Origin of the sequence: Desulfovibrio oxyclinae DSM 11498 (assembly GCF_000375485.1) — a bacterium.
Lineage (GTDB): Bacteria > Desulfobacterota > Desulfovibrionia > Desulfovibrionales > Desulfovibrionaceae > Pseudodesulfovibrio > Pseudodesulfovibrio oxyclinae.
The window spans coordinates 22,480-44,414 of sequence record NZ_AQXE01000017.1; the positions used below are offsets into that span (position 1 = coordinate 22,480).

Annotated in this window: 21 protein-coding genes; 12 read left to right on the forward strand and 9 right to left on the reverse strand. The window is 61.1% G+C overall.

Features of this window, described 5'->3' with window-relative positions:
• Positions 1-7 precede the first annotated feature (7 nt).
• From B149_RS0115065 to B149_RS0115075, 3 genes are all read left to right on the forward strand, one after another.
• A complete protein-coding gene (locus tag B149_RS0115065) occupies positions 8-1,732 on the forward strand; it encodes a nickel-dependent hydrogenase large subunit (protein ID WP_018126002.1) in 1,725 nt (574 codons plus the stop codon).
• A 73-nt stretch (positions 1,733-1,805) separates the two neighbouring features.
• Positions 1,806-2,351 (forward strand): HyaD/HybD family hydrogenase maturation endopeptidase, encoded by a 546-nt coding sequence (locus tag B149_RS0115070; protein ID WP_018126003.1) that lies wholly within the window; start codon positions 1,806-1,808, stop codon positions 2,349-2,351.
• Entirely contained in the window at positions 2,329-2,586 is a 258-nt protein-coding gene (locus B149_RS0115075) for a HypC/HybG/HupF family hydrogenase formation chaperone (RefSeq protein ID WP_018126004.1), read from the forward strand. The genes B149_RS0115070 and B149_RS0115075 overlap by 23 nt, the downstream gene beginning before the upstream one ends.
• A gap of 84 nt (positions 2,587-2,670) precedes the next feature.
• On the opposite strand, the gene B149_RS0115080 is transcribed toward B149_RS0115075, so the two are convergent.
• The 5 genes from B149_RS0115080 to tmcD form a co-directional block, all read right to left on the reverse strand.
• Positions 2,671-2,895 carry a hypothetical protein gene (locus tag B149_RS0115080; protein WP_018126005.1) on the reverse strand — a complete coding sequence of 75 codons (225 nt, stop codon included), beginning with the start codon at positions 2,893-2,895 and terminating at the stop codon, positions 2,671-2,673.
• A 159-nt stretch (positions 2,896-3,054) separates the two neighbouring features.
• Positions 3,055-3,429 (reverse strand): acidic tetraheme cytochrome c3 TmcA, encoded by a 375-nt coding sequence (tmcA, locus tag B149_RS0115085; protein WP_018126006.1) that lies wholly within the window; start codon positions 3,427-3,429, stop codon positions 3,055-3,057.
• An 11-nt stretch (positions 3,430-3,440) separates the two neighbouring features.
• Positions 3,441-4,781, reverse strand: coding sequence for an electron transfer complex ferredoxin TmcB (gene tmcB, locus B149_RS0115090; protein WP_018126007.1), 1,341 nt, complete (start codon positions 4,779-4,781; stop codon positions 3,441-3,443).
• Between the two features lie 21 nt (positions 4,782-4,802).
• Positions 4,803-5,465, reverse strand: coding sequence for a TmcC family electron transfer complex membrane anchor subunit (gene tmcC / locus B149_RS0115095; RefSeq protein ID WP_018126008.1), 663 nt, complete (start codon positions 5,463-5,465; stop codon positions 4,803-4,805).
• A 5-nt stretch (positions 5,466-5,470) separates the two neighbouring features.
• On the reverse strand, positions 5,471-6,736 hold the full coding sequence (tmcD, locus tag B149_RS0115100) for an electron transfer complex subunit TmcD (protein ID WP_018126009.1): 1,266 nt from the start codon (positions 6,734-6,736) through the stop codon (positions 5,471-5,473).
• A gap of 489 nt (positions 6,737-7,225) precedes the next feature.
• Here tmcD and B149_RS0115105 point away from each other — a divergent pair, with 489 nt between their 5' ends.
• Positions 7,226-7,429, forward strand: a complete 204-nt coding sequence (locus B149_RS0115105) for a 2-hydroxymuconate tautomerase family protein (protein WP_018126010.1) — start codon at positions 7,226-7,228, stop codon at positions 7,427-7,429.
• Positions 7,430-7,497: 68 nt separating this feature from the next.
• On the opposite strand, the gene B149_RS0115110 is transcribed toward B149_RS0115105, so the two are convergent.
• The gene (locus B149_RS0115110; protein ID WP_018126011.1) at positions 7,498-7,845 is read right to left on the reverse strand and encodes a carboxymuconolactone decarboxylase family protein; all 348 of its coding nucleotides are present in this window, start codon (positions 7,843-7,845) and stop codon (positions 7,498-7,500) included.
• Positions 7,846-7,910: 65 nt separating this feature from the next.
• Between B149_RS0115110 and B149_RS0115115 the strand changes: the two genes are divergently transcribed.
• Positions 7,911-8,801 (forward strand): LysR substrate-binding domain-containing protein, encoded by an 891-nt coding sequence (locus B149_RS0115115; RefSeq protein WP_018126012.1) that lies wholly within the window; start codon positions 7,911-7,913, stop codon positions 8,799-8,801.
• Here the strand turns inward: B149_RS0115115 and B149_RS0115120 are convergent.
• Positions 8,798-10,915: an acetate--CoA ligase family protein gene (locus B149_RS0115120; protein WP_018126013.1), complete on the reverse strand. Its 2,118-nt coding sequence runs from the start codon at positions 10,913-10,915 to the stop codon at positions 8,798-8,800. The two genes, B149_RS0115115 and B149_RS0115120, sit on opposite strands and share 4 nt — an antisense overlap.
• On the reverse strand, positions 10,915-13,047 hold the full coding sequence (locus B149_RS18120) for a mechanosensitive ion channel family protein (protein WP_018126014.1): 2,133 nt from the start codon (positions 13,045-13,047) through the stop codon (positions 10,915-10,917). The genes B149_RS0115120 and B149_RS18120 overlap by 1 nt, the downstream gene beginning before the upstream one ends.
• Positions 13,048-13,250: 203 nt before the next feature.
• On the opposite strand from B149_RS18120, the gene mobA reads away from it, so the two are divergent.
• A complete protein-coding gene (gene mobA, locus B149_RS0115130) occupies positions 13,251-13,934 on the forward strand; it encodes a molybdenum cofactor guanylyltransferase (RefSeq protein ID WP_018126015.1) in 684 nt (227 codons plus the stop codon).
• Here mobA and mobB read toward each other — a convergent pair whose 3' ends face one another.
• Positions 13,935-14,441 (reverse strand): molybdopterin-guanine dinucleotide biosynthesis protein B, encoded by a 507-nt coding sequence (gene mobB / locus B149_RS0115135; RefSeq protein WP_018126016.1) that lies wholly within the window; start codon positions 14,439-14,441, stop codon positions 13,935-13,937.
• A 110-nt stretch (positions 14,442-14,551) separates the two neighbouring features.
• Here mobB and fdhD point away from each other — a divergent pair, with 110 nt between their 5' ends.
• The 6 genes from fdhD (at position 14,552) to fdnG (ending at position 21,935) form a co-directional block, all read left to right on the forward strand.
• Complete coding sequence (fdhD, locus tag B149_RS0115140; RefSeq protein WP_018126017.1) at positions 14,552-15,337, forward strand: formate dehydrogenase accessory sulfurtransferase FdhD; 786 nt, start codon at positions 14,552-14,554, stop codon at positions 15,335-15,337.
• Between the two features lie 2 nt (positions 15,338-15,339).
• Entirely contained in the window at positions 15,340-16,548 is a 1,209-nt protein-coding gene (locus tag B149_RS0115145) for a molybdopterin molybdotransferase MoeA (RefSeq protein ID WP_018126018.1), read from the forward strand.
• Positions 16,549-16,770: 222 nt separating this feature from the next.
• Positions 16,771-17,661, forward strand: a complete 891-nt coding sequence (locus tag B149_RS0115150; RefSeq protein WP_018126019.1) for a formate dehydrogenase accessory protein FdhE — start codon at positions 16,771-16,773, stop codon at positions 17,659-17,661.
• A gap of 1 nt (position 17,662) precedes the next feature.
• Positions 17,663-18,601 (forward strand): transposase, encoded by a 939-nt coding sequence (locus B149_RS0115155; RefSeq protein WP_018126020.1) that lies wholly within the window; start codon positions 17,663-17,665, stop codon positions 18,599-18,601.
• A 57-nt stretch (positions 18,602-18,658) separates the two neighbouring features.
• A complete protein-coding gene (locus B149_RS0115160; protein ID WP_018126021.1) occupies positions 18,659-18,892 on the forward strand; it encodes a hypothetical protein in 234 nt (77 codons plus the stop codon).
• Positions 18,893-18,917: 25 nt separating this feature from the next.
• A complete protein-coding gene (fdnG, locus tag B149_RS0115170) occupies positions 18,918-21,935 on the forward strand; it encodes a formate dehydrogenase-N subunit alpha (RefSeq protein ID WP_156816851.1) in 3,018 nt (1,005 codons plus the stop codon).

The following is a 21,935-nucleotide window of genomic DNA, read 5'->3' on the forward strand; positions in this document are numbered from 1 at the left end:
TTGAAATATGTCCGGTTGCACTCCGAAAGGCGCCCCGGGTATGGCTCATGGTGAAAAGGTCATCGTTGACCCGGTAACCAGAATTGAGGGCCATCTCCGTGTGGAAGCCGTCGTAGACAATGGTAAAATCGTCGACGTCCGCAGCAGCTCGCAGCTGTTCCGCGGCCTCGAAATAATCCTCAAGGGCCGCGATCCTCGCGACGCCCAGCACTTCACCCAGCGTTCCTGCGGCGTCTGCACCTACGTGCACGCTCTGGGTTCCATCCGCTGCGTGGACAACGCCGTGGGCGTGGACAAGGTCCTGCCCCACAACGCCACCATCATCCGCAATCTCGTGCTGGCATCCCAGTTCATGCACGACCACATCGTGCACTTCTATCACCTGCACGCTCTGGACTTCGTCAACGTCGCCAACGTCCTGAACGCCGACGTGAACACCGCAGCGGAGATGGCCAACGCCAACTACAAGATGGTGAACAAGGACTCCTCCCGAGTCACCACTCCCGCAGATCTGCAGAAGGTCAAGGACACCATCAAGGGAATCATCGATTCCGGCCGCCTCGGCATCTTCAACAACGCCTACTTCCTGAAGCCCGGCGGACACCCCGCATACAAGCTGACCCCCGAGGTCGACCTGATCGGCACCGCCCACTATCTGGAAGCCCTGCACCTGCAGGTCAAGGCCGCGCGCATGATGGCCGTGTACGGCGCCAAGAACCCGCACACCCAGTTCACCGTCATGGGCGGCGTCACCTGCTACGAAGGTCTGCAGGAAGACACCATCCAGACCTTCCTCGACATCTACGAGGAAGTGAAGAACTTCGTGGTGGAATGCTACATTCCCGACCTGATCACCGTGGCCTCCTTCTACAAGGACTGGGCTTCCATCGGTGGAACCAGGAACTTCATGAGCTTCGGCGAATTCCCCGCACAGGGCGGCGAAGCGGATCTGGACTCCCGCTACGTCAAGCCGGGCGTCATCTACGACCGCAATCTCGGCAACGTCATGGATTTCGATCCGTCCAAGATCGAGGAGCACGTCAAGCACTCCTGGTACAAGGAAGACACTCCGAAGCATCCGTACGAAGGCGTCACCGATCCCATGTACACCAGCCTGGACGACCCGCAGCGCTACTCCTGGATGAAGGCTCCGCGCTACGAGGACAAGTCCGTGGAAGTGGGCCCGCTGGCCACCGCGCTGGTCAACTACGGCCTCGGTCATCCCGAATACGTGAAATACGTGGACTTCGTTCTCGGCGCTCTCGGCGTCGGCGCCGAAGCCCTGTACTCCACCCTGGGCCGCACCGCAGCCCGCGGCATCGAATGCCTCATCATCACCCTCAAGACCGCTGAATGGGTCGAGGACCTCAAGGCAAACGTGGCCGCCGGCAAGCTGGACATCTGCAAGGACTGGGAAATGCCCGCGGAAGCGGAAGGCGTCGGCTTCGTCAACGCCCCGCGCGGCGGCCTCTCCCACTGGATCAAGATCAAAGACAAGAAGATCGACAACTTCCAGCTCGTGGTTCCCTCCACCTGGAACATCGGTCCTCGTTGCGACAACGATCTGCCCGGTCCGCTGGAAGAAGCACTCATGGACAACACCCCCATCGCCGATCCCGAGCGTCCGGTCGAAATCCTTCGCACCGTACACTCCTATGACCCCTGTATCGCCTGCGGCGTGCACGTCATCGACAACAAGACCGGCAACGTGGCCAAGTTCCGCGTCCTGTAGGAACAAGGCTCCAAGCGAAAGACACGGGGACCCGAAGGTTGACCTTCGGGTCCCCTTCTTCTAGAGCGTGACAATGACGAATGAACAAAAGCGCATTCTGGTTCTGGGCGTGGGCAACATCCTCTATACCGACGAGGGTTTCGGCGTCCGCGTGGCCGAGGAACTGGAACAGAAATACGAGTTTTCCGGCAACGTGGAGATTCTGGACGGCGGCACGCTGGGCACCAAGCTCATGGGACCCATCATGGAAGCCGACCATCTGATCATCACGGACATTGTGCTCAACGAAGGGCAGCCGGGCGATCTGCATCGGCTTCTGGGCACTGAACTTTCCAAAAGCGTGGCCTTCAAGAACTCCATGCACCAAACGGACTTGCTCGACGTGCTCGCCCATTGTAAGCTGATAGGGCAGGTGCCGGACGAAGTGGTCCTTCTTGGCGTGGAGCCTAAGGATTATGAAACCATGTCCACCGAGATTTCCGGCACGCTGGCCGCGAAACTGCCCGAGGTAGTTGAAGCGGTTCTCAAGGAAATCACCGCCGCGGGTGCCACGTATACCCCCCGCTCGGCGGACAACCCCTCATCGGAGAAGGTCTATGTGCCTCGCAGTTCCAGCTGAGATCCTGTCCATCGAAGATCAGGTGGCCACCTGCCGAGTCGGCGAAGGTGACGCCACCATTCAGGCCTCCATCATGCTTCTCGACGAAGAAGTGGAGCTTGGCGACTACATAATTGTTCACGCGGGCTTTGCCCTGCGCAAACTCGACTATGAAGAGGCGCAGGAAACCCTGCGCATTCTCAGGGACATGCTCAAGCTCGCCGACGAGCACGGCGTCGAGCAGGACATGCTGTAGCCGCAATCAAGAAAACAGACAAAAGGCCGCTTCCCAAGGAAGCGGCCTTTTTTTGTGCGAAACGACACGATAGAAGATTTGAGACTACCCTCTACCTCCGTATACCGCGTCAATTTCGTTGAAAATCGCCTCCACCCTTTCCTGCTGCCCGATGCTCATGCTGCCGCCTGCCCGCGCTGCGAACAGGTCGTCGAGCTCAGTCTGCAACTTGTGAATCCGACGTGCCTGACAGCTCGTGATGGGCATCTCCGGAACCGGAGCCGGTACGTGCGAATCAGGCTCGAAAAGGGCGCAATCATGCTCAATCATACTCCTTCCTCCGTTCCTTGACGTTTCGCACTCTACTGAGCAACACCCATGCCACCATCGACACCACAGAAGTAACAAGCTGAAATCAAGACACAAAAAAGCGAGGCCGCCGGAAAAACCGACGGCCTCGCGCTTATTGGTGACGGAAAACCGTCCCGGTTAGTTCACGTGGCACTGGCCACAGGCAACCGGTCCGACCTTCTTTTCGGTATGGCAGTCGATGCACATCTGGTGGTACGCCTCACGAAGCGGGGTTTCCCCTTCGCCTGCGTCCTCGTAGTGACAGTCGGCGCAGCCCATCTCGGGATCGCCCGGGATGAATTCGCCTTCCTCGACGCCTTCATGGTGACACGGGGTGCAGTCGTATATTTCGGCCATCTCGTTGTGCTCGTCGTGGTTGAACACGGCGGCCGGGCGCTTGTTTTCGGTAAACGCCGGGTTGCTCAGTTCCACGATGTCCTCCTGACCCATGGCGGGCAGGAAGAACACCAACACGAGCACGGCTGCAAGCAATGCGGGTACGATCTTATTCATGGCGCTCCTCCTTATTCCTCGACAGCCTTGGTCTTGACCATGTTGGCGTAGATGATGTCGCCGATGAACTTCAGCTCCATGCCGAGGTCGTATCCGTGAATGATGTCTTCAAGACCGCCGTGGCAGTTGTGGCACGGGGCGATGCAGATATCGGCGCCCTGTTCCTTGGCGCCCTTGAGCTGCTCGGCCTTGGCCTTGTTGCCCTTGACGCGGACGTTCTTGAACGGAGGACCGCAGTTGATGACGCCGCCGCCAGCCGCACAGCAGAAGTTGTGCTCCTGATTGGGCGTCATTTCGATGACCTCTTCCGCAATCTCGTGAACCACGTAGCGCAGTTCTTCCATCAGACCGCGGCCGCGGATGATGTTGCAGGGGTCCTGAATGGTCACGGGGCCAGGGATCTTGCGGGCCATCTTGATCTTGCCGGAGCGCAGCAGCTCTGCGTAGAACTCGACGGCATGGACCACTTCAACCGGGTAGTCGGCCCAGCCGAGCCAACGGTTGCCCTGGTCGTACACGGAGCGGAAGGCGTGACCGCATTCGCCCATGACGATGCGTTTGACTTTGAGCTTCTGCGCACACTCGAAGTGGTCGCGCTTCAGACGGCCCATCATTTCGAAGTCGCCGGTGAACATGGCCATGTCGGAGTTGTCCCAGCCGTGCAGGGTCGGCATGGTCCAGTCAACACCGGCTTCATGCATGATGGCGGCGGCCTGATAGATCAGGTGCGTGCGGAACTTGGGCTCGGGTCCGATGACCGAGTACATGATGTCCGCGCCATCCTTGTCCAGCGGGATGCGCAGGTCCGGGAACTCGTCGCGGGCCTCTTCTTCCTGCCAGAGCAGGGAGTCCACCCATTCATCGTCCTTGACCCACATCTGGTTCATGGTGGCGGAATGGGAATGCGCGGTGTCCTGAATGTACTGCGGCGTCACGCCCAGCTTATGGCAGATGCGGCGCACGGTTGACATGATGTACGCGGTGTCGATGCCCAGCGGACAGTAGTGCACGCAGCGGCGGCACAGGTTGCATTCGGTGTAGGCGATCTGCGCGGCGCGGTAGATAAAGTCCGCATCGACCTTGCCCTTCTTGTCGATCATCTCGGTCATGGTCTGCACGACCTTGCCCACAGGAGAGTAGGTCGGGTCGCCGTCATGGGAGACATAGAAGTGGCAGGCCTTGGCACACAGGCCGCAGCGCACGCAGGTTTCGTGATAGACCTTCAGCTTGGCGCCGGTCTCGCCTTCAAGCACGGCCTGAATGGTCTTCTGTATCTTTTCGGGCGTAAGCTTACCGGCTCCGGTCTGCAGCCCGATGTCCTCGATTTTTCTGTCGAAAACTGGTTTCTTCATGTCGCTATTTCTCCTTTCCCTCTACCAGTCCTTGCAGTGGCGGACGCCCTGGAACTCGGAGCCGATGTAGGCGCGAGAGTACCAGGAAACCAGCATGTGGCTCAGACGGCTAAAGGGGATGAGGGCCAGCCAGGCAATGCCCGTGACCACGTGCAGCACGATCATGACCTCGTAATTGAAGATCTGATGGTAGGCCAGGAAGCCGGTCACGAACGGAGCGACGACCACGCCGAGTACCCACCAGTCCTTGGCCTCGGTGACGAAGGCCACTTCGGGAACGCTCAGACGACGCCATGCGTAGAAAGCGCCGCAGAGGATCACCAGGACGGTCATGATGTCTGCCACAGTGTTGGGCAGTGCCGGAATGCTGACGCCGAACCACTCTTCCCAGAGGATGACGTGGGCCGACAGGAAGATGGGAACCAGCACCAGACAGATATGGAAGATGAAGGTCACCACGGTGACGGCGGGATTCTCGCGCCAACCGAGGGTACCGAACGGAGTCAGCCAGTGCGCGATGGAGCGCAGGGCGAACTTCGGCTTCACATAGTGAATGGAGGTCTGATCCTTCTTTCGGGCAAGGCTCCAGAGGCTTGTAAGCTTCCAGATGGAGCCGAGGATGAACACACCCCAGCCGAACCAGGCAAGGGGACCGGTCACGAATTCGTATATTTCGTTGAACATGGTGGCTATGCCTCCTTGCGGAAGTCGCCCACGGTCGCGACGATGCGCTCGTAAGCTCCGTTGCGAATGCCCTTGACCAGTACCTTGTCGCCCTCGGGGCTGAACACGGGGTCGAAGACCATGTCGAAGTCTTCGCTGTAGGGCTTGCCGTCCAGCACGATGTTGTAGCGCCCGCCCTTCTTGACCTTGGCGGCCACGGCGGACCCGTCGGGGCTGAACACCGGCTTCCATGCCATGTCGTAGTCACCGGACCAGGTGGTACCGTCAACGATGACGTTGTACCCGCTGTCGCGGTTGTGACCCAGCGCCGCGGCGCGGCGTCCGTCATGGCTCAAGGAGAGATCCACCACCGCACCGAAGGTGCAATCCCAGGGCTTTGCGTCGCGACATACGGTGAACTTGCCGAAGTCGGTGGCGCAAATGGCCCACAGGGCGGATCCGTCCGGGCTGAACTGCTGCTGCCAGAGCTGGGAGAAACGAGGCTCCCAGATGATCTCGGCGTTGCGGGCCATGCCCCAGCGTCCGCTCACGCGCACGGGGGCCACGACGCTCTTGTCCGCCGGGTTGAAGCAGGGTTCCCAGACGCAGGCGAAGTCCTTGCTCCAGAACTTGCCGTCCACCGCGATGGTGTAGTCGTAAAGAGTCTTTCGGGTCTGACAGGCCACGCTTCCGGCATCCGCGCTGAACACCGGGGTGTAGACGTTCATTGCGCGAAGGTCCCAGAGCTTTCCGTCCACGGCCAGAGAGAATATACCCTCCTGAAAGCCGAAGATGTCGGCCGGCCCCATGGACTCCGCCTGAACGGCAGCGGCCGAACGCGTTCCACAAGCGCTCAGCTTGTACTGGTTCGCGTTCTCAAAAAGTTGATCCCAAGGTTTCCCGTCGACGATCATCCCGTACTTCATGTCCTGCTGTACGGCCACGGCAAGCTTGCCGCCGCCGAACTGCATGTCCCACAAAAACCCGTAGGTTTCTTCCCACGGTTTCCCGTCAACGGCCACGGTCCACTCCATGTCCAGAGAGACCAGCGCGGCCAAGCTGCCGTCGGGGGTGAATTTGGGACAGATCGCCTTTTCGAACCTGTTTTCCAGCACTTCGCCGTTGACGACGAAGCTGAACTCGGCATCATCCGTACAGGCCACGCACGCGACGGTTTCACCGTCGGGACTGGCGTGCCACTCTTCGGTCCAGCGAACGTCTTCGCTGATTTCCGAGAGGTTCTGCACGGTTTTCTTGCCGGGCTCCCAATTCCAGCCGTTAGTATCAGTCATATGCTCCTCCAGGCCCGGCTACCGGGCCAATTTTCCTCACCTCATCAGCTCGACCGGGACAGTCGAGCCGAACAGCCCGTGAAACTCTTAGAAAAAGAGCAATTTTCACAAGCTCTCACCTCATCTTTCAACCTTACGGCCAAATACCACGGCCAGTCCATCGTGGCAAACCACTTTGTGAACATCTGCCCGTAATACTCAAAAAGCCAATTAATCAATAATTTCAATGCATAAATATAATCCACCCAAAACACACCCTATTCACCTATGGGCGGTTCCGAAAAACTTGTTGATCAATCAATCAGTCCTCGCATTTTGTCAAGACCGCATAGTGCTCGGCCCAGTTTCAAGACCCGACTTTACAAAGGACGGAGGTACAGACATGGTTCAATAATGGTACGCATATTCATATGGTGACCATTATTATATGAAATGCGCCCTCTTCTTTTATCGAAACCTAAACACTGCCCGTGAAACAGGGAGGCCCGGATGCCATATGTAAACATTCGGATAACGCGCGAAGGCGCCACTGCGGAACAAAAGCAACAGCTCATGGACGGCGTGACAGCCCTGCTCAGGGACGTACTGGGCAAGAATCCCGAGACCACCTTCGTGATCATCGATGAAGTGGATACCGACAACTGGGGAATAGCCGGAGAATCTGTCACCAATCGCCGGAAGCGTGGTCGCTGATGCATGGCAAACAAAAGACGGCGCCCCCTGAGGGACGCCGTCTTCCATGAGCAGACAGTATGCTTCGCCTAGTCCAGCATGCCGCGCTCTTCCAGAAACTGCATGAGCCGCGTGGCCTCGGCTGCCCCCATAGTGCCGCCAAGCGCCGTGGCAACAGCTATGGTCTCAAGGAACTCATCCAACGTGGCCCCCTGCTCGATGGCGTTGTCCGCCTGATACAGGATGCAGGCGCGGCAGCCTTTTATCATCGCGGCGCAGAGCGCCATGAGCCGCTTGTGCTTTGCGCCGATGCTCCCTCCGGCATACGCTTCCGCAGCAATTGCGTCATACGCCTGCGCAAACTCGGGCATGCGTTCGCGATACTGTGCCCAACTCGCTCCGATGCTTTCCTTCAGTTCAACCTGACTCTCGCTCATATTCGTTTCTCCTTGTTTTCAGCACCATGCCGCGTGGCAAAACATTAGACAAACGAATTGATTTTATGCGACCCATAAACATGCTTGATACTTCGCGCGCCACCAGCCTGCCCATTGATCTTCTGAGGACCTTCGTCGCCGCTGTGGACTGCGGCAGCTTCACCCGTGCCGCACATACGGTGCACCGGACCCAGGCCGCAGTCAGCATGCAGATGGCCCGTCTGGAGGATGAAGTAGGGACGCTGTTGTTTCGACGTGCAGGCCGAGGCGTGACCCTGACGCTGGAAGGGGAAACGCTTGTCGAATACGCGCGCAGGTTGCTTTCATTGCACGACGAAGCGCTCTCGGCCGTCACCGCGCCGGAAATGGAGGGACGTGTCCGCCTTGGTGCCCCGGAGGACTATGCGTCGTGGTTTCTTCCGCAGATGCTCGCAGCCTTCCACGAAACTCATCCGCTCGTGCGCGTGGAGGTTTTCTGCGGCACAAGCCAGTCGCTGAACCTTCGCTTTCAGCGGGGAGAGCTGGACCTGACCATACTCAGTCACGCCGCGGATCCGCTGGACGACCAAACCGCCGAGGTGATTCATCGCGAACCCATCGTGTGGGTCACGGGCCTGAGCGGCAACGCGCATGAACGCGAACCGCTCCCGCTGGCGGTCTTTCATGATGGGTGCACTTATCGCCGCTGGGCCGTGGAGGGATGTGAGCGCATGGGCCGCGACTATCGGATAGCGTTTGTGAGCCCCAGCCTGACAGGCGTGCTTTCGGCCGTGAAGGCGGGCCTCGGCGTGGCCCCGGTGGGGCGCAGCACGGTGGACGGCGAGTTGCGGCTGCTTGGAGAATCCGAAGGGTTCCCGGCCCTGCCGAGCTCTACGGTTTGCCTGCACCGACATCCCGGAGCGCATGGCGAAATCGTCGAAGGGCTGGCGCGGTTCATCCGCCGAAAGCTGGTCTAGCTGCTCCCGACCTTGGGATCGAGGGTGATCCGCACGTCAGCCACAACGGCCCGCTCTGGGCCAACAAGCACGGGATTGAACTCGGCCTCCAGCACTTCCGGCAGGTCCACGGCCAGCCGCGACATGGTCAGAATCACCTCTTCCAGCTTGTCAAAGTTGGCATACGGGCCACCGTCGATGCCCTTGAGCAGCAGGTAGGACCGGATTTCGCGCACGATCTCGAACGCGTCCTGCTTCGACAGCGGAGCCAGCCGCAGGGCCACGTCCTTGACGATCTCCACATATACACCACCCAGCCCAAACATTAGCAGTGGCCCGAACTGGTCGTCGCGCTTGAACCCCACGATGACCTCGCGTGACCCGGCCGGGGCCATCTCCTGAACGAGACAGCCCGCGATGTAGGCGTCCGGGCGCATACGTGTGGCCCGAGAGGTGATGTCGGAGAACGCCTCGGCCACGGCCTCGGCATTTTTCAGCCCCACGGCCACGCCGTCCACGTCGGTTTTATGCGATATCTGCGGCGAGGCGATTTTGAGCGCCACGGGATAGCCTATGGCATCCGCGCCGCGTACGGCCTCTTCCGATGAACGGGCAAGCAGGGTTCCCGGGACGTCCAGTCCATAGGCCGAAGCCACCTCCTGCGCCCGGAACTCCACCACTTCGCGCTCACCTCGCGCCGCGGACTCGCGCAGGACTTTCCGCGCCCGCTCCACGTCGCGGTAAGCATCCAGATACTCTGGTTGCGGACGATGACGTCGCACGGCGTGGGAATGCATGGCGTAAATGCTCTCCACCGCGGCCGCCGGGAAATCGTAGCAGGGGATTCCCGCTTCACGCAGGATTTTTCGCCCGGCACCGACGCGCCTGCCGCCGATGAAACTGGCAAAGACAGGCTTGCCGCATCGTTCTGCGGTTCGGGCCACGGCTTTGGCGGTATCCTCAATGCCCACGGCGGCTGTGGGGGTCAGCATCACCAGCAGGCTGTGCACCGTCGGGTCCTCGGCCACCACCTCCATGGTCGCCGCATACCGTTCGGCGTCCGCGTCCCCAATGATGTCCACGGGGTTGTTGAACGCCGCGTATCCCGGCAGAAATTCCTGCAGCCGCATGACGGTGCGCGGCGTGAGGGACGGCACGGACAGTCCGTGCAGCACCGCATCGTCCGCCGCGAGGATGCCCGGCCCGCCCGAGTTGGTCACGATGCCCACGTTGGGCCCCTTGGGCAGCGGCTGTTCGGAAAAAGCGAGAGCGAGGTTGAACAGCGACTCCACGTCGCGCACGCGAATGACCCCGGCCTTGCGAAAGGCGGTCCCGTACGCACTGTCCGACCCGGCGATGGCTCCGGTGTGCGAACTGGCGGCCTTGGCCCCGGCTGCGGTGGAACCGGACTTGATCATGATCACCGGTTTGTTGCGCGTGACGGTTTCGGCCCGAAGCAGAAAATCCTTTCCGTTCTCCACGTTCTCCACATAGCCCAGAATGACATCCGTCTCAGGGTCCGAGTCGAGGTAGCGGAGCATGTCCGCTTCATCCATGAGGGCCTTGTTGCCGAGGCTCACGAACTTGGAGAACCCGATGCCCGCACCGCGCGCCCAGTCGAGAATGGCCACGCACAGCGCGCCCGACTGGGAAAAGAAGGCGATGTTGCCCGGCAGCGGCTGGCCCGCGGCGAACGACGCATTGACCCCCGCAGGAGAGTTGATCATGCCGAGGCAGTTCGGCCCGAGCAGGGCCATGTCCGCATCACGGCAGATTCCGGCCAGCTCCTGTTCCAGATCGTACCCTTTATGACCGACTTCCTTGAATCCCGCAGTGATGACGATAACCGACCGGCAACCGATCGATGCCAGCTCCCGGGCCGTGTCGATCACGAAGCGTCGCGGCACGGCGACCACGGCGAGGTCCACGCCTCGCGGCAGGTGCTCCACGCTCGTCACGGCCTCCACGCCCATGATGTCCCCGCCTTTGGGGTTCACGGGCAGCAGCTTTCCGCGAAATCCTGCGGAGAGCATGTTTTCCATCACCGTATGCCCGACCTTGCCGGGTGTGGAGGATGCGCCGACCACGGCCACGGTCTCGGGATTGAAGAACGGTTCCAGACTGGGTTTTGCCATCAACGTCCCCCGCTTGCGCCGGGCTCGGCGTTTTGCTCTTCATCGAGAATCTGCTGCGCTGCGGCCGCACCGGCCCGGGACGCGGCCTCCGCGTCGCCCGCCTCGTCATGCGCCACGTGCACGGTTACCTTGCGGTGGGCGAATTGCAGCCCCGCATCTTCGAACTTCTTGCGCAGCTTGGCCAGCACGGCCTTTCGCACCGAGAACTGACCGCCCGGCTTGGTGGTGAACTTGATGCGCATGAGCATCCCCACTTCATCGATGCGCTTGACGCCCTGCGACTTGATCTTGCTCAGAAGCACGCTGTCGAATTCCGGAATCTCGCGGATCTCCTTGTCGATCTTCTTGACGATCTTCTTGACCTGCCCGATGTCGGTATCGAACGGCACGTGGTATTCCAGCTTCATTATGGAATAATCCCGGGTCATGTTCTTCACCTGAGAAATGTTGCCGAAGGGGATGGTGTAGACCATGCCCAGATGATGGCGCAACTGCATGGAGCGAATCGAGATGCGTTCCACCGTGCCCTTCGCGCTGCCCACCTCAAGATAGTCGCCCACGCGGATGGCGTCGTCCAGCAGGAAGAAGATACCGGAGACGATATCCTTGACCAGCGTTTGCGAACCAAAGCCGATGGCGATGCCGAAGATGCTTGCTCCCGCCAGCAGCGGCCCGATGTCCACCCCGATGGACGAAAGCACGATCAGCGCAACCACGACCACCAGCGCGGCGAAGATGAACCGCTTGAGCAGATGCAGCAGGGTGGAGAGTCTGTCGCCGCCATGTCCGCCCTCACCTTCCGCCTCTTCGGCCTCTTCCTCGTCGGGTTGGATGCGACGCTCGATGGCCGCACTCACGAAGAGCCAGAAGATGTAGGCAAGCACCAAGGTCACCATGACGTTGAGGAGCGCGCGTGCCGTGGCCTCGCCCAGCGGAAGGTTCACGTCGTAGAGCGAGAGCAGCCAAAAAAAGAGCGCGGCCGCGATGCCGATGCGGAAACCGCCGGACAGGATCGCCCGCACCCTTGCAATACGCACCGGGTCATCATGCTCCCCGGCCATGTCGGTGGCATAGCTCACCAGCCGCTGGGCCATCCAGTTGAAAATCAGGAACAGCGGCACGCACAGCATGGCGGCCAGACCGTTCCATGCCTGCCCCGCGCCGAAAAGGATCAGCCCCAGCACCCAGACCACCCAGAACAGCAGCAGGTAGCTCACCGCCGCCAGATGCCAGATGCCCGCGAAAACCTCCTGAAGCCCGCCGCTACCGCGACTGCGCATATACTCTGCCACGGGTTGTCGGTTCTTAATGATGAGGACGCAGAGCAGGAGCGTGAGCAGCAGTCCCACCCCGGCCAGCGTCAGCAGGTGCAGCGCCTCGGAGTCACTGTCGAGCCGCAGCAGGCCGCATGCGAGCAGACTCGCGGCCACCAGCAGGCCGAATCGTTCGGCCCATTTGTACATGTACTGTGCCGCATGGTCGGGAATGGGCAGAAAGCGCAGCGCCGGGGCGCGCGGGGCAAGGATAAACCGCGCTGCGGCATTGGAGAGTCCCCAGAGGATCATGGCCGCAAGCCAGGTGATGACCACCGGCTTGGCGCCGGAGTATTCGCCCACGAAAAGAAGGTAGAGTATGAACACCGCCGCCGAAAGCAGCGCGATGCACATGACGTCGAGCAGGGCCCTGAGGAAGAGCCTGCCCAGCTTGGTCAACGCGGTCGGATTCTCCGGTACCGAAGCCAGCCGGACTCGCAGGACCCCGGTGCGGCGCCGCAGCATCCACGCGGCAAGTGCATACATGGCGGTGAGGAGCGCGACCCCGGCCAGGGACGCTTCCGGAGGCACGCTCCTGTCCAGCCCGAAAACCCGTTGATACGCCTCGGGCATGGCCCTCGGCGCGCTTCCGGCACCTTCAAAAAGGTAGATGAACCGATTTCTGACAAAGTCACCCGCACGGTGCAACCTGTCGATGAAACTACTGATCCTGTTGCCGCCGGTTTTGGCCGTTCCGAGAGCCGGCTCGGTTTCCCTTCTTTCCAGTTCCGCGACAAGCAGCTTACGCAGCTGATCGTCAGTCATGCCCGCCAGCATTGCCTTGAGCTCCGCCGGGGAGGCGTTTTCGGCGATATGCACTGCCTCCCCTCCCCCCCTGTCACCGCTCTTCTGCAACAAGTTCATGGCGGAAGCTGTGGGAGAAGCCGCAGCCATTCCCGCAAGCGTCGCCACCAGACAAAGAGAAACAAGAAAGCGAAGGAACATGGATGCCTACCGGGTTGAACAGTATTGGTTTCCCAACAATTGGTAGCACGCGGCGCACGACTGGGCAAGACAACCACATGAAAATGAAAAAGAACCGCTCCCGCTTGCGCAAGGGCTTGCCTTTCCGGCCGGGACGGGTCATTTTCCGGAACATGAATCCGAAGAACATGTCCCTGATCATTCTCGCGGGCGGGCTCGGTTCCCGGATGGGCGGCGTGCGAAAGGCCTTTCTGGAAGTCGGCGGCAGACGCATCATCGAAAGGCTTCTGGATGAACTGTCCCCGGCTTTCGGCGAGACCGTGGTCTCATGCCGGGCCCCGGAGGACTTCGCGAACTACTCGGTCCGCACGGCTCCGGACCGCTTCGAGGCGCGCAGCTCGCTGACCGGCATCCACGCGGGGCTCAGCGTCTGCGCTTTCGAGCACGCCTTTGTCTGCGCCTGCGATGCGCCTTTCGTGCGGCAGGGGCTGGCGGTCAGGCTGGCCGAACAGGGAGAGGAAACCGATGACGTGGTCATCCCGCTCAAGGAGGACGGCTACCGCGAGCCGCTGTGCGCCGTCTATTCCCGACGCTGTGTCCGCCCCGTTGCCGAACAGCTCGACCGGGGAGAGTACAAGATCATAGGTTTCTTCGGTCAGGTGCAGGTGCGCGAAGTGCCGGTGTCCCTGTTGCGCCCCGGCGATCCGGATCTGCTCTCCTTCGTGAACGTCAACACGCCCGAAGAACTGGAACGCTGGCGGGCAGCCGCCGAAGCGCTCTGATCACAGGCCAAACCAGTCGGCGATGAGTGCGGCCAGCCCGTCCGCGTCGTCAAGGCCGAAGACCGGCACGCCCGGGTCCACCTCGGTATCCGTGACAAAGGCCAGCAGCCTGCGTTCCCACGCGGTTTCCGGATCGCACAACGGCTGGGCGTGGGCCTCGGCCCGAAAAACCTCCACCTTGGGCATATCCGAATTGAAAAACCCTTCGGTGACCACGATGTCCCGATCCGCGAAAAAGGTTTTCGCCAACTGATCCAGCGACATTTCCGAAGCGGTTTCCTTGATGACGGCCAGACGGTTGGGCGACGAGATCACCACGGTTTCGGCCCCTGCCTCGCGGTGACGCCACGTGTCCTTTCCCTCGCGGTCGATGTCGAAGCCGTGGGTGTCGTGCTTGACGGTTCCAACGCTCAGGCCGCGCGCTTTCAGGGCCGGTATCAGCTTTTCCAGCAGCGTGGTCTTGCCGGACTTCTTCTTGCCCACCATGCAGACGACAGGGGTGCTCATCGGAACTTTCCTCCGGTGCAAGAGCTCGGTGAATAGGTCGCCCCTTTTGCGGGACGGCGGTGATCACGTATACGTGAAAGCGTCGATGAAAATCAACGGGAGCCGCAAACATGATCGATTCCTACCATTACGACATCACGGAATACAGCGCAGGCGGATTCGGCGTCAAACCCATCCGGTCCATTCGCGAAGTACCTCTGACCATACGCATCAACGGCCGCGAGGCAGTGACCCTGCTGTGCACGGCCAAATATCCCAAGGAACTGGCGGTGGGCTTTCTCAAGTCCGACGCCTTCCTGCAAAGCCCGGAACAGATCACGGCGCTTGAAGTTGAAGAGGACGACGAGCGCATCGTGGTGGATGTGGAAGTATGCCACGATCCGTGGAAAAACCGTACGGTGGAGCGCTCCATCACCTCCGGCTGCGGCAAGGGTACCAACTTCGGACGCAACGTCTCCACCATCTCCCGGCGGCGCATCGGCGGGGACGTGCGGGTGACCCCGCAACAGATCCTAAGCCTCGTGGACGAGCTGCACCGGCGCTCCACGCTCTATGGCGCAACGCGCGGCTGCCACAACTCCTCCCTGTGCACTCCCGAAGAGATGCTGCTGTTCCGTGAGGACATCGGCAGGCACAACGCCATTGACATGATCTGCGGGCAATGCTTTCTGAAGGATATGAGCGTTGACGACAAGATGGTCGTCAGCACGGGCCGGGTCGCCTCCGAGATTCTGCTCAAGGTGCTTCGGATGGGCGTGCCCGTGCTGGTGTCCACCGCCGTGGCCACGCGCTTTTCCGTGGAACTGGCCCGCAAGACCGGCATCACCCTCATCGGCAACGTGAAGGACGATTCCTTCTGGGTCTACAACGATCCCGGACGACTTATCAGGGAGTGATCATGCTGAAAAACGCGACGCGCACGCAGGCGCTCGAAGCCTTGCTGGAACGGGTTGTTCCCGCGTCGCCCGAGTCTTTGTCCCCGCACCGCGCCGTGGGCCGCGTCCTCGCCGAAGACGCCCACGCCGCGCGACCGGTGCCGGATTCCCCTCGCTCCTCCCGCGACGGGTATGCGCTGGACTCGTCGGAAACCGTCGGCGCAACCCCGCAAAATCCCGCAGAATTGCAAATCTCCGGCGTTTCCGCGCCCGATGCTCCCGTGGCCGTGCTTCAGGAGGGACATGCCATGCGCATCCTCACGGGGGGGCCACTGGCGGTAGGCGCGGACGCCGTGCTCATGGACGAGGAAGCGCAAGTGACCGAAAACACCCTGGCCGTTACCGCCGAAACGGAAGCGGGACAGTATGTTTTTCCGGCCGGGCACGATCTTCCGCAAGGGCACCCCGTCGGTTTGCGGGGCGAGACCGTGACGCCGGCCATGGCTGCGGTAATGACGCGCTCCTTCGTACCGTCGGTGACCGCGCATCCGCCGCCGCGCGTGGCAATCTACGCACTCGGCGACGAGCTGGTGCGCGCCGACCAGACACCGGGGGCGGGAGCCTTTCGCTCCGACAACCTCATCCTCGCCTCCGAGCTGCTGCGACGCGCCGGGGCCGAGATTCGCACGGCGGACACGGTCCGCGATACCCCGCGTGACATGCGCAGGACCCACGCCGGATTCCATGACGCCCAGCTGGTGATCACCATGGGCGGAACCGGCCGCGGCGACCGCGACCTCGCACGGAAATCCGCCAGGGAAGCGGGCTTCGAAATCCTCGTGGACCGCCTCGCACTCAGGCCGGGCAGGACGATGTTCGCGGCAACGCGGGCGGACTGTCTGCTGCTGGGCTTTCCCGGCCCGCCCCACGCCGTCTCCCCCCTGCTGCACGCCTTCGCGCTTCCTCTGGTGCGAGCCCTTTCCGGGCGACCGGTATCCGGCGAAAGAAAAGCCGAGCTGCTCCAGCCGCTACACGTTCGCAAAGGCTCCGAGTGGCTGGCCCCATGCACATTGGAGATGCAGGACAACCGTCTCTGCGCCCGCCCCCTTCCCGAAGGTCTCCCACCGCTTGCAGAAATCGCTCGCCTTGACACCTATCTCGCCGTTCCCGGCGGGGCCGAGTTAAGAAAAAATGAAATTATAACGGTTCTTCCCGGTCCCGAATTCTCCTGATTTCACCTGCACAACCAGCTGGAACCTTACATGTTCCTTACAGCATTATGCCCGTTTGGGCATAATATTGTACATTTTTGGCAACGGATAAATAACCGCTCTAACATGACTTTCGTTAGGTTTTGTGTCAGACCATGAGCAAGAGAAAAGTCGTTGGCAACCGCCATAGTGGCACCTAGTGTTTTACCGAATGATAAAAATGCTAGAGCATGGAGAAAAATGATGAGCGACATACAGAAGCAGTTCGACGCCTCCTTTGCCGACAGAGCGGCCACCATACGCAACCGCGAGCACATCCCCGCGGTACTTGTTGACATGCTCGAAGCCGTTACCGAACTTCAGGCCGAGGCGGCCAGAAACGTCAGCATCGCTCTTCCCGATCCTTCGACCCTGCCCAGCGAGGAACAGAACCTCATGGGCAAGCCGTTGCTGCCTCGCGATGAGTTTCCGCACGACGCTGCCAATGCAGCCGAACTTTTCCGCAAGCTCCTGCCTGTACTGTGCCGGGACGAAAGCCCCATGGCCGAGGCAGCCGGGGTTCTTGAAAAAGCCCTTGATGAAGGTGAACTGGACCTTGAAGAAGCGTTCTGCGCATTCCATCGCGATGACGAAGAATATTTTATGAAATGGGCTGAGCGTACCGGGGATGCCCCCCGCGCCCTGCCGTTTCTCGTCAAGGCCGCACTGGAGCCGAGCCTGCGCGCCGTTGCCGAAGGGCTGTCCAAGCACACCGGAACCAGAAATTCCGCACGGATGCATGGCACGTGTCCCATCTGTGGCAGCATGCCCCTCATTTCCCGGCTGAACGGCAAGGAAGGGTTCCGTTTCGCCACCTGCTCCCATTGTCTGCACGAATACCGCGTGCGCCGCATCGCCTGCCTGCTGTGCGACGAGGATGCCCACGACAAGCTCTCGTTCTTCACCGCCAAGGAGGAGCCGGGATACCGCGTGGAAGTCTGCAAGACCTGCGGCAACTACTCCAAGACCATCGATTTTCGCGAAATGGACCGCAAGTCCCTGCCCGTCCTCGATGATCTTGATTCCATGACGCTGGATTTCGTGGCCCGTGAAAACGGGTACCAGCGCGCAACCCTTTCGGCGTGGGGATTCTAAAGTGCAGAGCGGCGCGGCAAAGGAATCGGTAAGCTACACGGGCTCGGCGCATGGCGCGCGCCCACTGACCAGCGTGGACAGGCTGCTCTCCACCGAGGACGCGGCCCGTGAATATCTGCTGTCCTTCTGCTGGCCCGACGGCGATCCGTACTGTCCGCGCTGCGGCCACCGAAAGGTCTATTCCCTCTCGGCGGGAAAGCGCATGCGCTGTGCCGCCTGCAAGTATACCTTCCAGCACTTCAGCGGACGCTGGATCAACAACGGTGCCCTGAGCTGTTCGGACTGGCTCGCACTCATCCGACTCTTCGAACGCGAGGCCACGGTGCATGAGATCACCGAGGCCCTCGGCCTGAGCTACAATACCGTATACAAGGCACTCACCGCGCTGCGCTTCTCCGTTCTGGCCCACGCCATCGACGCCAACCAGCTTCTCGGCCCCGAAACCGGGCTGGACGGCTACCTCAAGGGCAACCGCCTCACCGGCGGGCCCAAGGACATGCGCATGGATACGATCCCGGTTTACGGCATCATCCAGCGCGGCAGCATGGCCTTCATCGATCTGGTGCCGGGCTTTCAGGCAGAAACCGTCTTTCATTTCCACATGAACTTCCACCTGAGCATGGTCCGCTCCGGCAACCTCGTCTACACTGACCGTTACAAGGACTATGACGGGCTCATCTTCTGCGGCAACGACACCCTTCCGTACCACGTCATCCGCAAGCAGAAGAAGCGGCCCATGCTGGACGAATCCGACAGTGAGTTCTGGAAGTTCGCACGCAAGAGACTGCGCCGCTTCCGGGGCATTTCCTGCCAGCGCTTCCCGCTCTACCTCAAGGAATTGGAGTTCCGTTTCAACAACCGGGGCCGCCCGATATTTGAAACGCTGGCGAGCTACCTCTGCGCCGTTGTGCAGGAGCGTGGTCAAGAAGCCTCCCTTTGATTCCCTTCTTCCCCTGTTCCATTATGCGTATCAAGGAAAACCGTAGAGGTACGCATCATGAACAACCGACCCAACCGCAAGCGTGGCATTCGCCGTGAAACCGCCGCCCCCTTCGGGGGACTCGGCTTCGATCTGGCGTGCGTCCGCGAAGCGGCCCGGTGCATGACCGTTCGCGTCACTCCACTCCCGAAAGGGAACGCGTCGATCTGCCCGGACGCTTCTCGGCCCGTCGTCAGGCCGCACGGTTTCGCCCTGCTCACGGTCCTCGGCCGCGAGATCAGGGGCCGGTGAACAACCACCAAGTCAAGGAGGAAGGATGAACGTCAATCGAAGAAGGTTCCTCAAGCTCTCCGCTACGGCGGCGGCAATGACCGCCTTCGGAGGCCTGGGCTGCCGCCACACCGCTCTCGCGGTGGACCGCGCGACCATGCTCAAGCCCGAGTGGACCAAGCAAACCACCACCATCTGCTGCTACTGTGCCGTCGGATGCGGCCTGGTCGTCAACACGTCCCTGGAAACCAAAAAGGCGGTCAACGTCGAGGGCGACCCCGACCATCCCGTCAACCAGGGAGCGCTCTGCGCCAAGGGCGCGTCCATCTACCAGCTCAACGACAACCCCCGTCGTCCCGAAGGGCCGCTGTACCGCGCCCCCTTCTCCAAGGAATTCAAGCAGGTCTCCTGGGAATGGGCGCTTGAGAAAATCGCCCACCGAGTCAAGGACACCCGCGACAAGACCTTCGCCTTCAAGAACGACAAGGGCGAAACGGTCAACCGCACCGAAGGCATCGCGTCCCTCGGCTCCGCGGCGCTCGACAACGAGGAGTGCTGGGCTTTCCAGACCATGCTCCGCAGCCTCGGCCTGGTGTACATAGAGCACCAGGCGCGTATCTGACACAGCGCGACTGTTGCGGCTCTGGCAGAGTCGTTCGGACGCGGCGCGATGACCAATCACTGGGTAGACATCAAGAACAGTGATTGCATTCTGATCATGGGCAGTAACGCTGCCGAAAACCACCCCATTTCTTTCAAGTGGGTCACCAAGGCCCAGAAAAAGGGTGCCAAGCTCATCCATGTGGACCCCCGCTTCACCAGGACCTCGGCCAAGGCCGACCTCTGGGCGGGAATCCGTTCCGGCTCCGACATCGCCGTACTCGGCGGCATGATCAAGTACATCCTCGACAACGAGCTGTACTTCAAGGAGTACGTGTCCAACTACACCAACGCGAGCTTCATCGTCGGCGAGGACTTCTCCTTCGAGGACGGAATCTTCGCAGGGTACGATCCCGAAACCAACAGCTACGACAAGTCCAAGTGGGGCTTTGAGCTGGACGCCAACGGCGTGCCCAAGCAGGACCACACCCTGAAGCATCCCCGCTGCGTACTTCAGCTCATGAAGAAGCACTACGAGCGGTACAACATCGAGAACGCCTCCAGCATGTCCGGTCTCTCCAAGGCCGAACTGGAAGAGCTCTACTCGGCGTTTGCCGCCACCGGTGCCAAGGACAAGGCCGGAACCATCATGTACGCCATGGGCTGGACCCAGCACACGGTCGGCGTGCAGAATATCCGCGCCATGGCCATGGTCCAGCTGCTGCTGGGCAACATCGGCGTGGCTGGCGGCGGCGTGAACGCACTGCGCGGTGAATCCAACGTGCAGGGTTCCACCGACCACTGCCTGCTTTACCACATCCTGCCTGGCTACCTGAAGACGCCCAAGTCCTTCCAGCCCACGCTGGCGGATTACGACAAGGCGTACACCCCGGTATCCAACGACCCGAAATCCGCCAACTGGTGGAGCAACTATCCCAAGTACTCGGCCAGCCTGCTCAAGTCCATGTGGATGGACGACACACCGGCCAAGGCATACGAGTACCTGCCCAAGCTCGACACAGGTGCCGCCAGCGAATACGCATGGCTGACCCTGTTCGACAAGATGTCCACCGGCAAGTTCAAGGGCCTGTTCGCGTGGGGCATGAACCCCGCCTGTTCCGGCGCCAACGCCAACAAGAACCGCGAAGCCCTCGCCAATCTTGACTGGCTGGTTAACGTGAACATCTTCCCCAACGAAACCGGTTGGTTCTGGGAAGGCCCGGACATGAATCCCGAAACGATCAAGACCGAAGTCTTCTTCCTGCCCTGCGCAGTTTCCATCGAGAAGGAAGGCTCCGTCACCAACTCGGGACGCTGGATGCAGTGGCGCTACAAGGGTCCGGAACCCAGAAAGGGAACCAAGCCCGACGGCGACATCATGTACGAACTGATGAAGGAAGTGCAGCACCTGTACGAAAAGGACGGCGGCGTCTATCCCGAGCCCATCACCAAGCTGAGCTGGGACGGCATTGCCACCGACGGCGTGTTCGACCCGCACAAGACCGCCAAGCTCATCAACGGGCACTTCACCCGCGACGTGACCGTGAAGGGCAAGAGCTTCCGCAAGGGTCAGCAGGTTCCGAGCTTCGCCTACCTGCAGGACGATGGCTCCACCTGTTCCGGTAACTGGCTGTACTGCAACTCCTACACGGACGACGGCAACATGGCTGCGCGCCGCGACACCACCCAGACCGACATGCAGGCCAACATCGGCCTGTTCCCGAACTGGAGCTGGTGCTGGCCCGTCAACCGCCGCATCCTCTACAACCGCGCCTCCGTGGACCTTCAGGGTAAGCCTTACGCCACCGAGAAGCCGGTCATCAAGTGGACCGGAGCCAAGTGGGTCGGCGACGTACCCGACGGCGGCTGGAAGCCCGGATCCAAGCATGCGTTCATCATGCGCAAGCACGGCTACGGTCAGCTTTACGGCCCCGGTCGCGCCGACGGTCCGCTGCCCGAATACTACGAACCGCTGGAATGCCCGGTCAAGGAACACCCGTTCTCCGGCCAGCTGCATAACCCCACGGCCATCTCCTTCGCCAAGGAACAAAAGGCCGTGTGCGACCCGCGCTACCCGCTGGTCTGCTCCACGTACCGCGCGACCGAGCACTGGCAGACGGGCGTCATGACCAGAAACGTCCCGTGGCTGATTGAGACCGAACCGCAGGTCTTCTGCGAAATGAGTCCGCAGCTCGCGAAGCTCAAGGGAATCGAAAACGGGGAAAAGGTCGTCATGGACAGCCTGCGCGGCTCCATCTGGGCCATCGCAATCGTCACCCCGCGCCTCAAGCCCTTCACCATCGACGGCAACACCGTTCATCAGGTGGGGCTGCCCTGGCACTACGGCTGGACATGGCCCAAGGACGGCGGCGACTCCGCCAACATCCTGACCCCGTCGGTGGGCGACCCGAACACCGGCATTCCCGAAACCAAGGCCTTTATGGTCAACGTCCGCAAGGCCTAA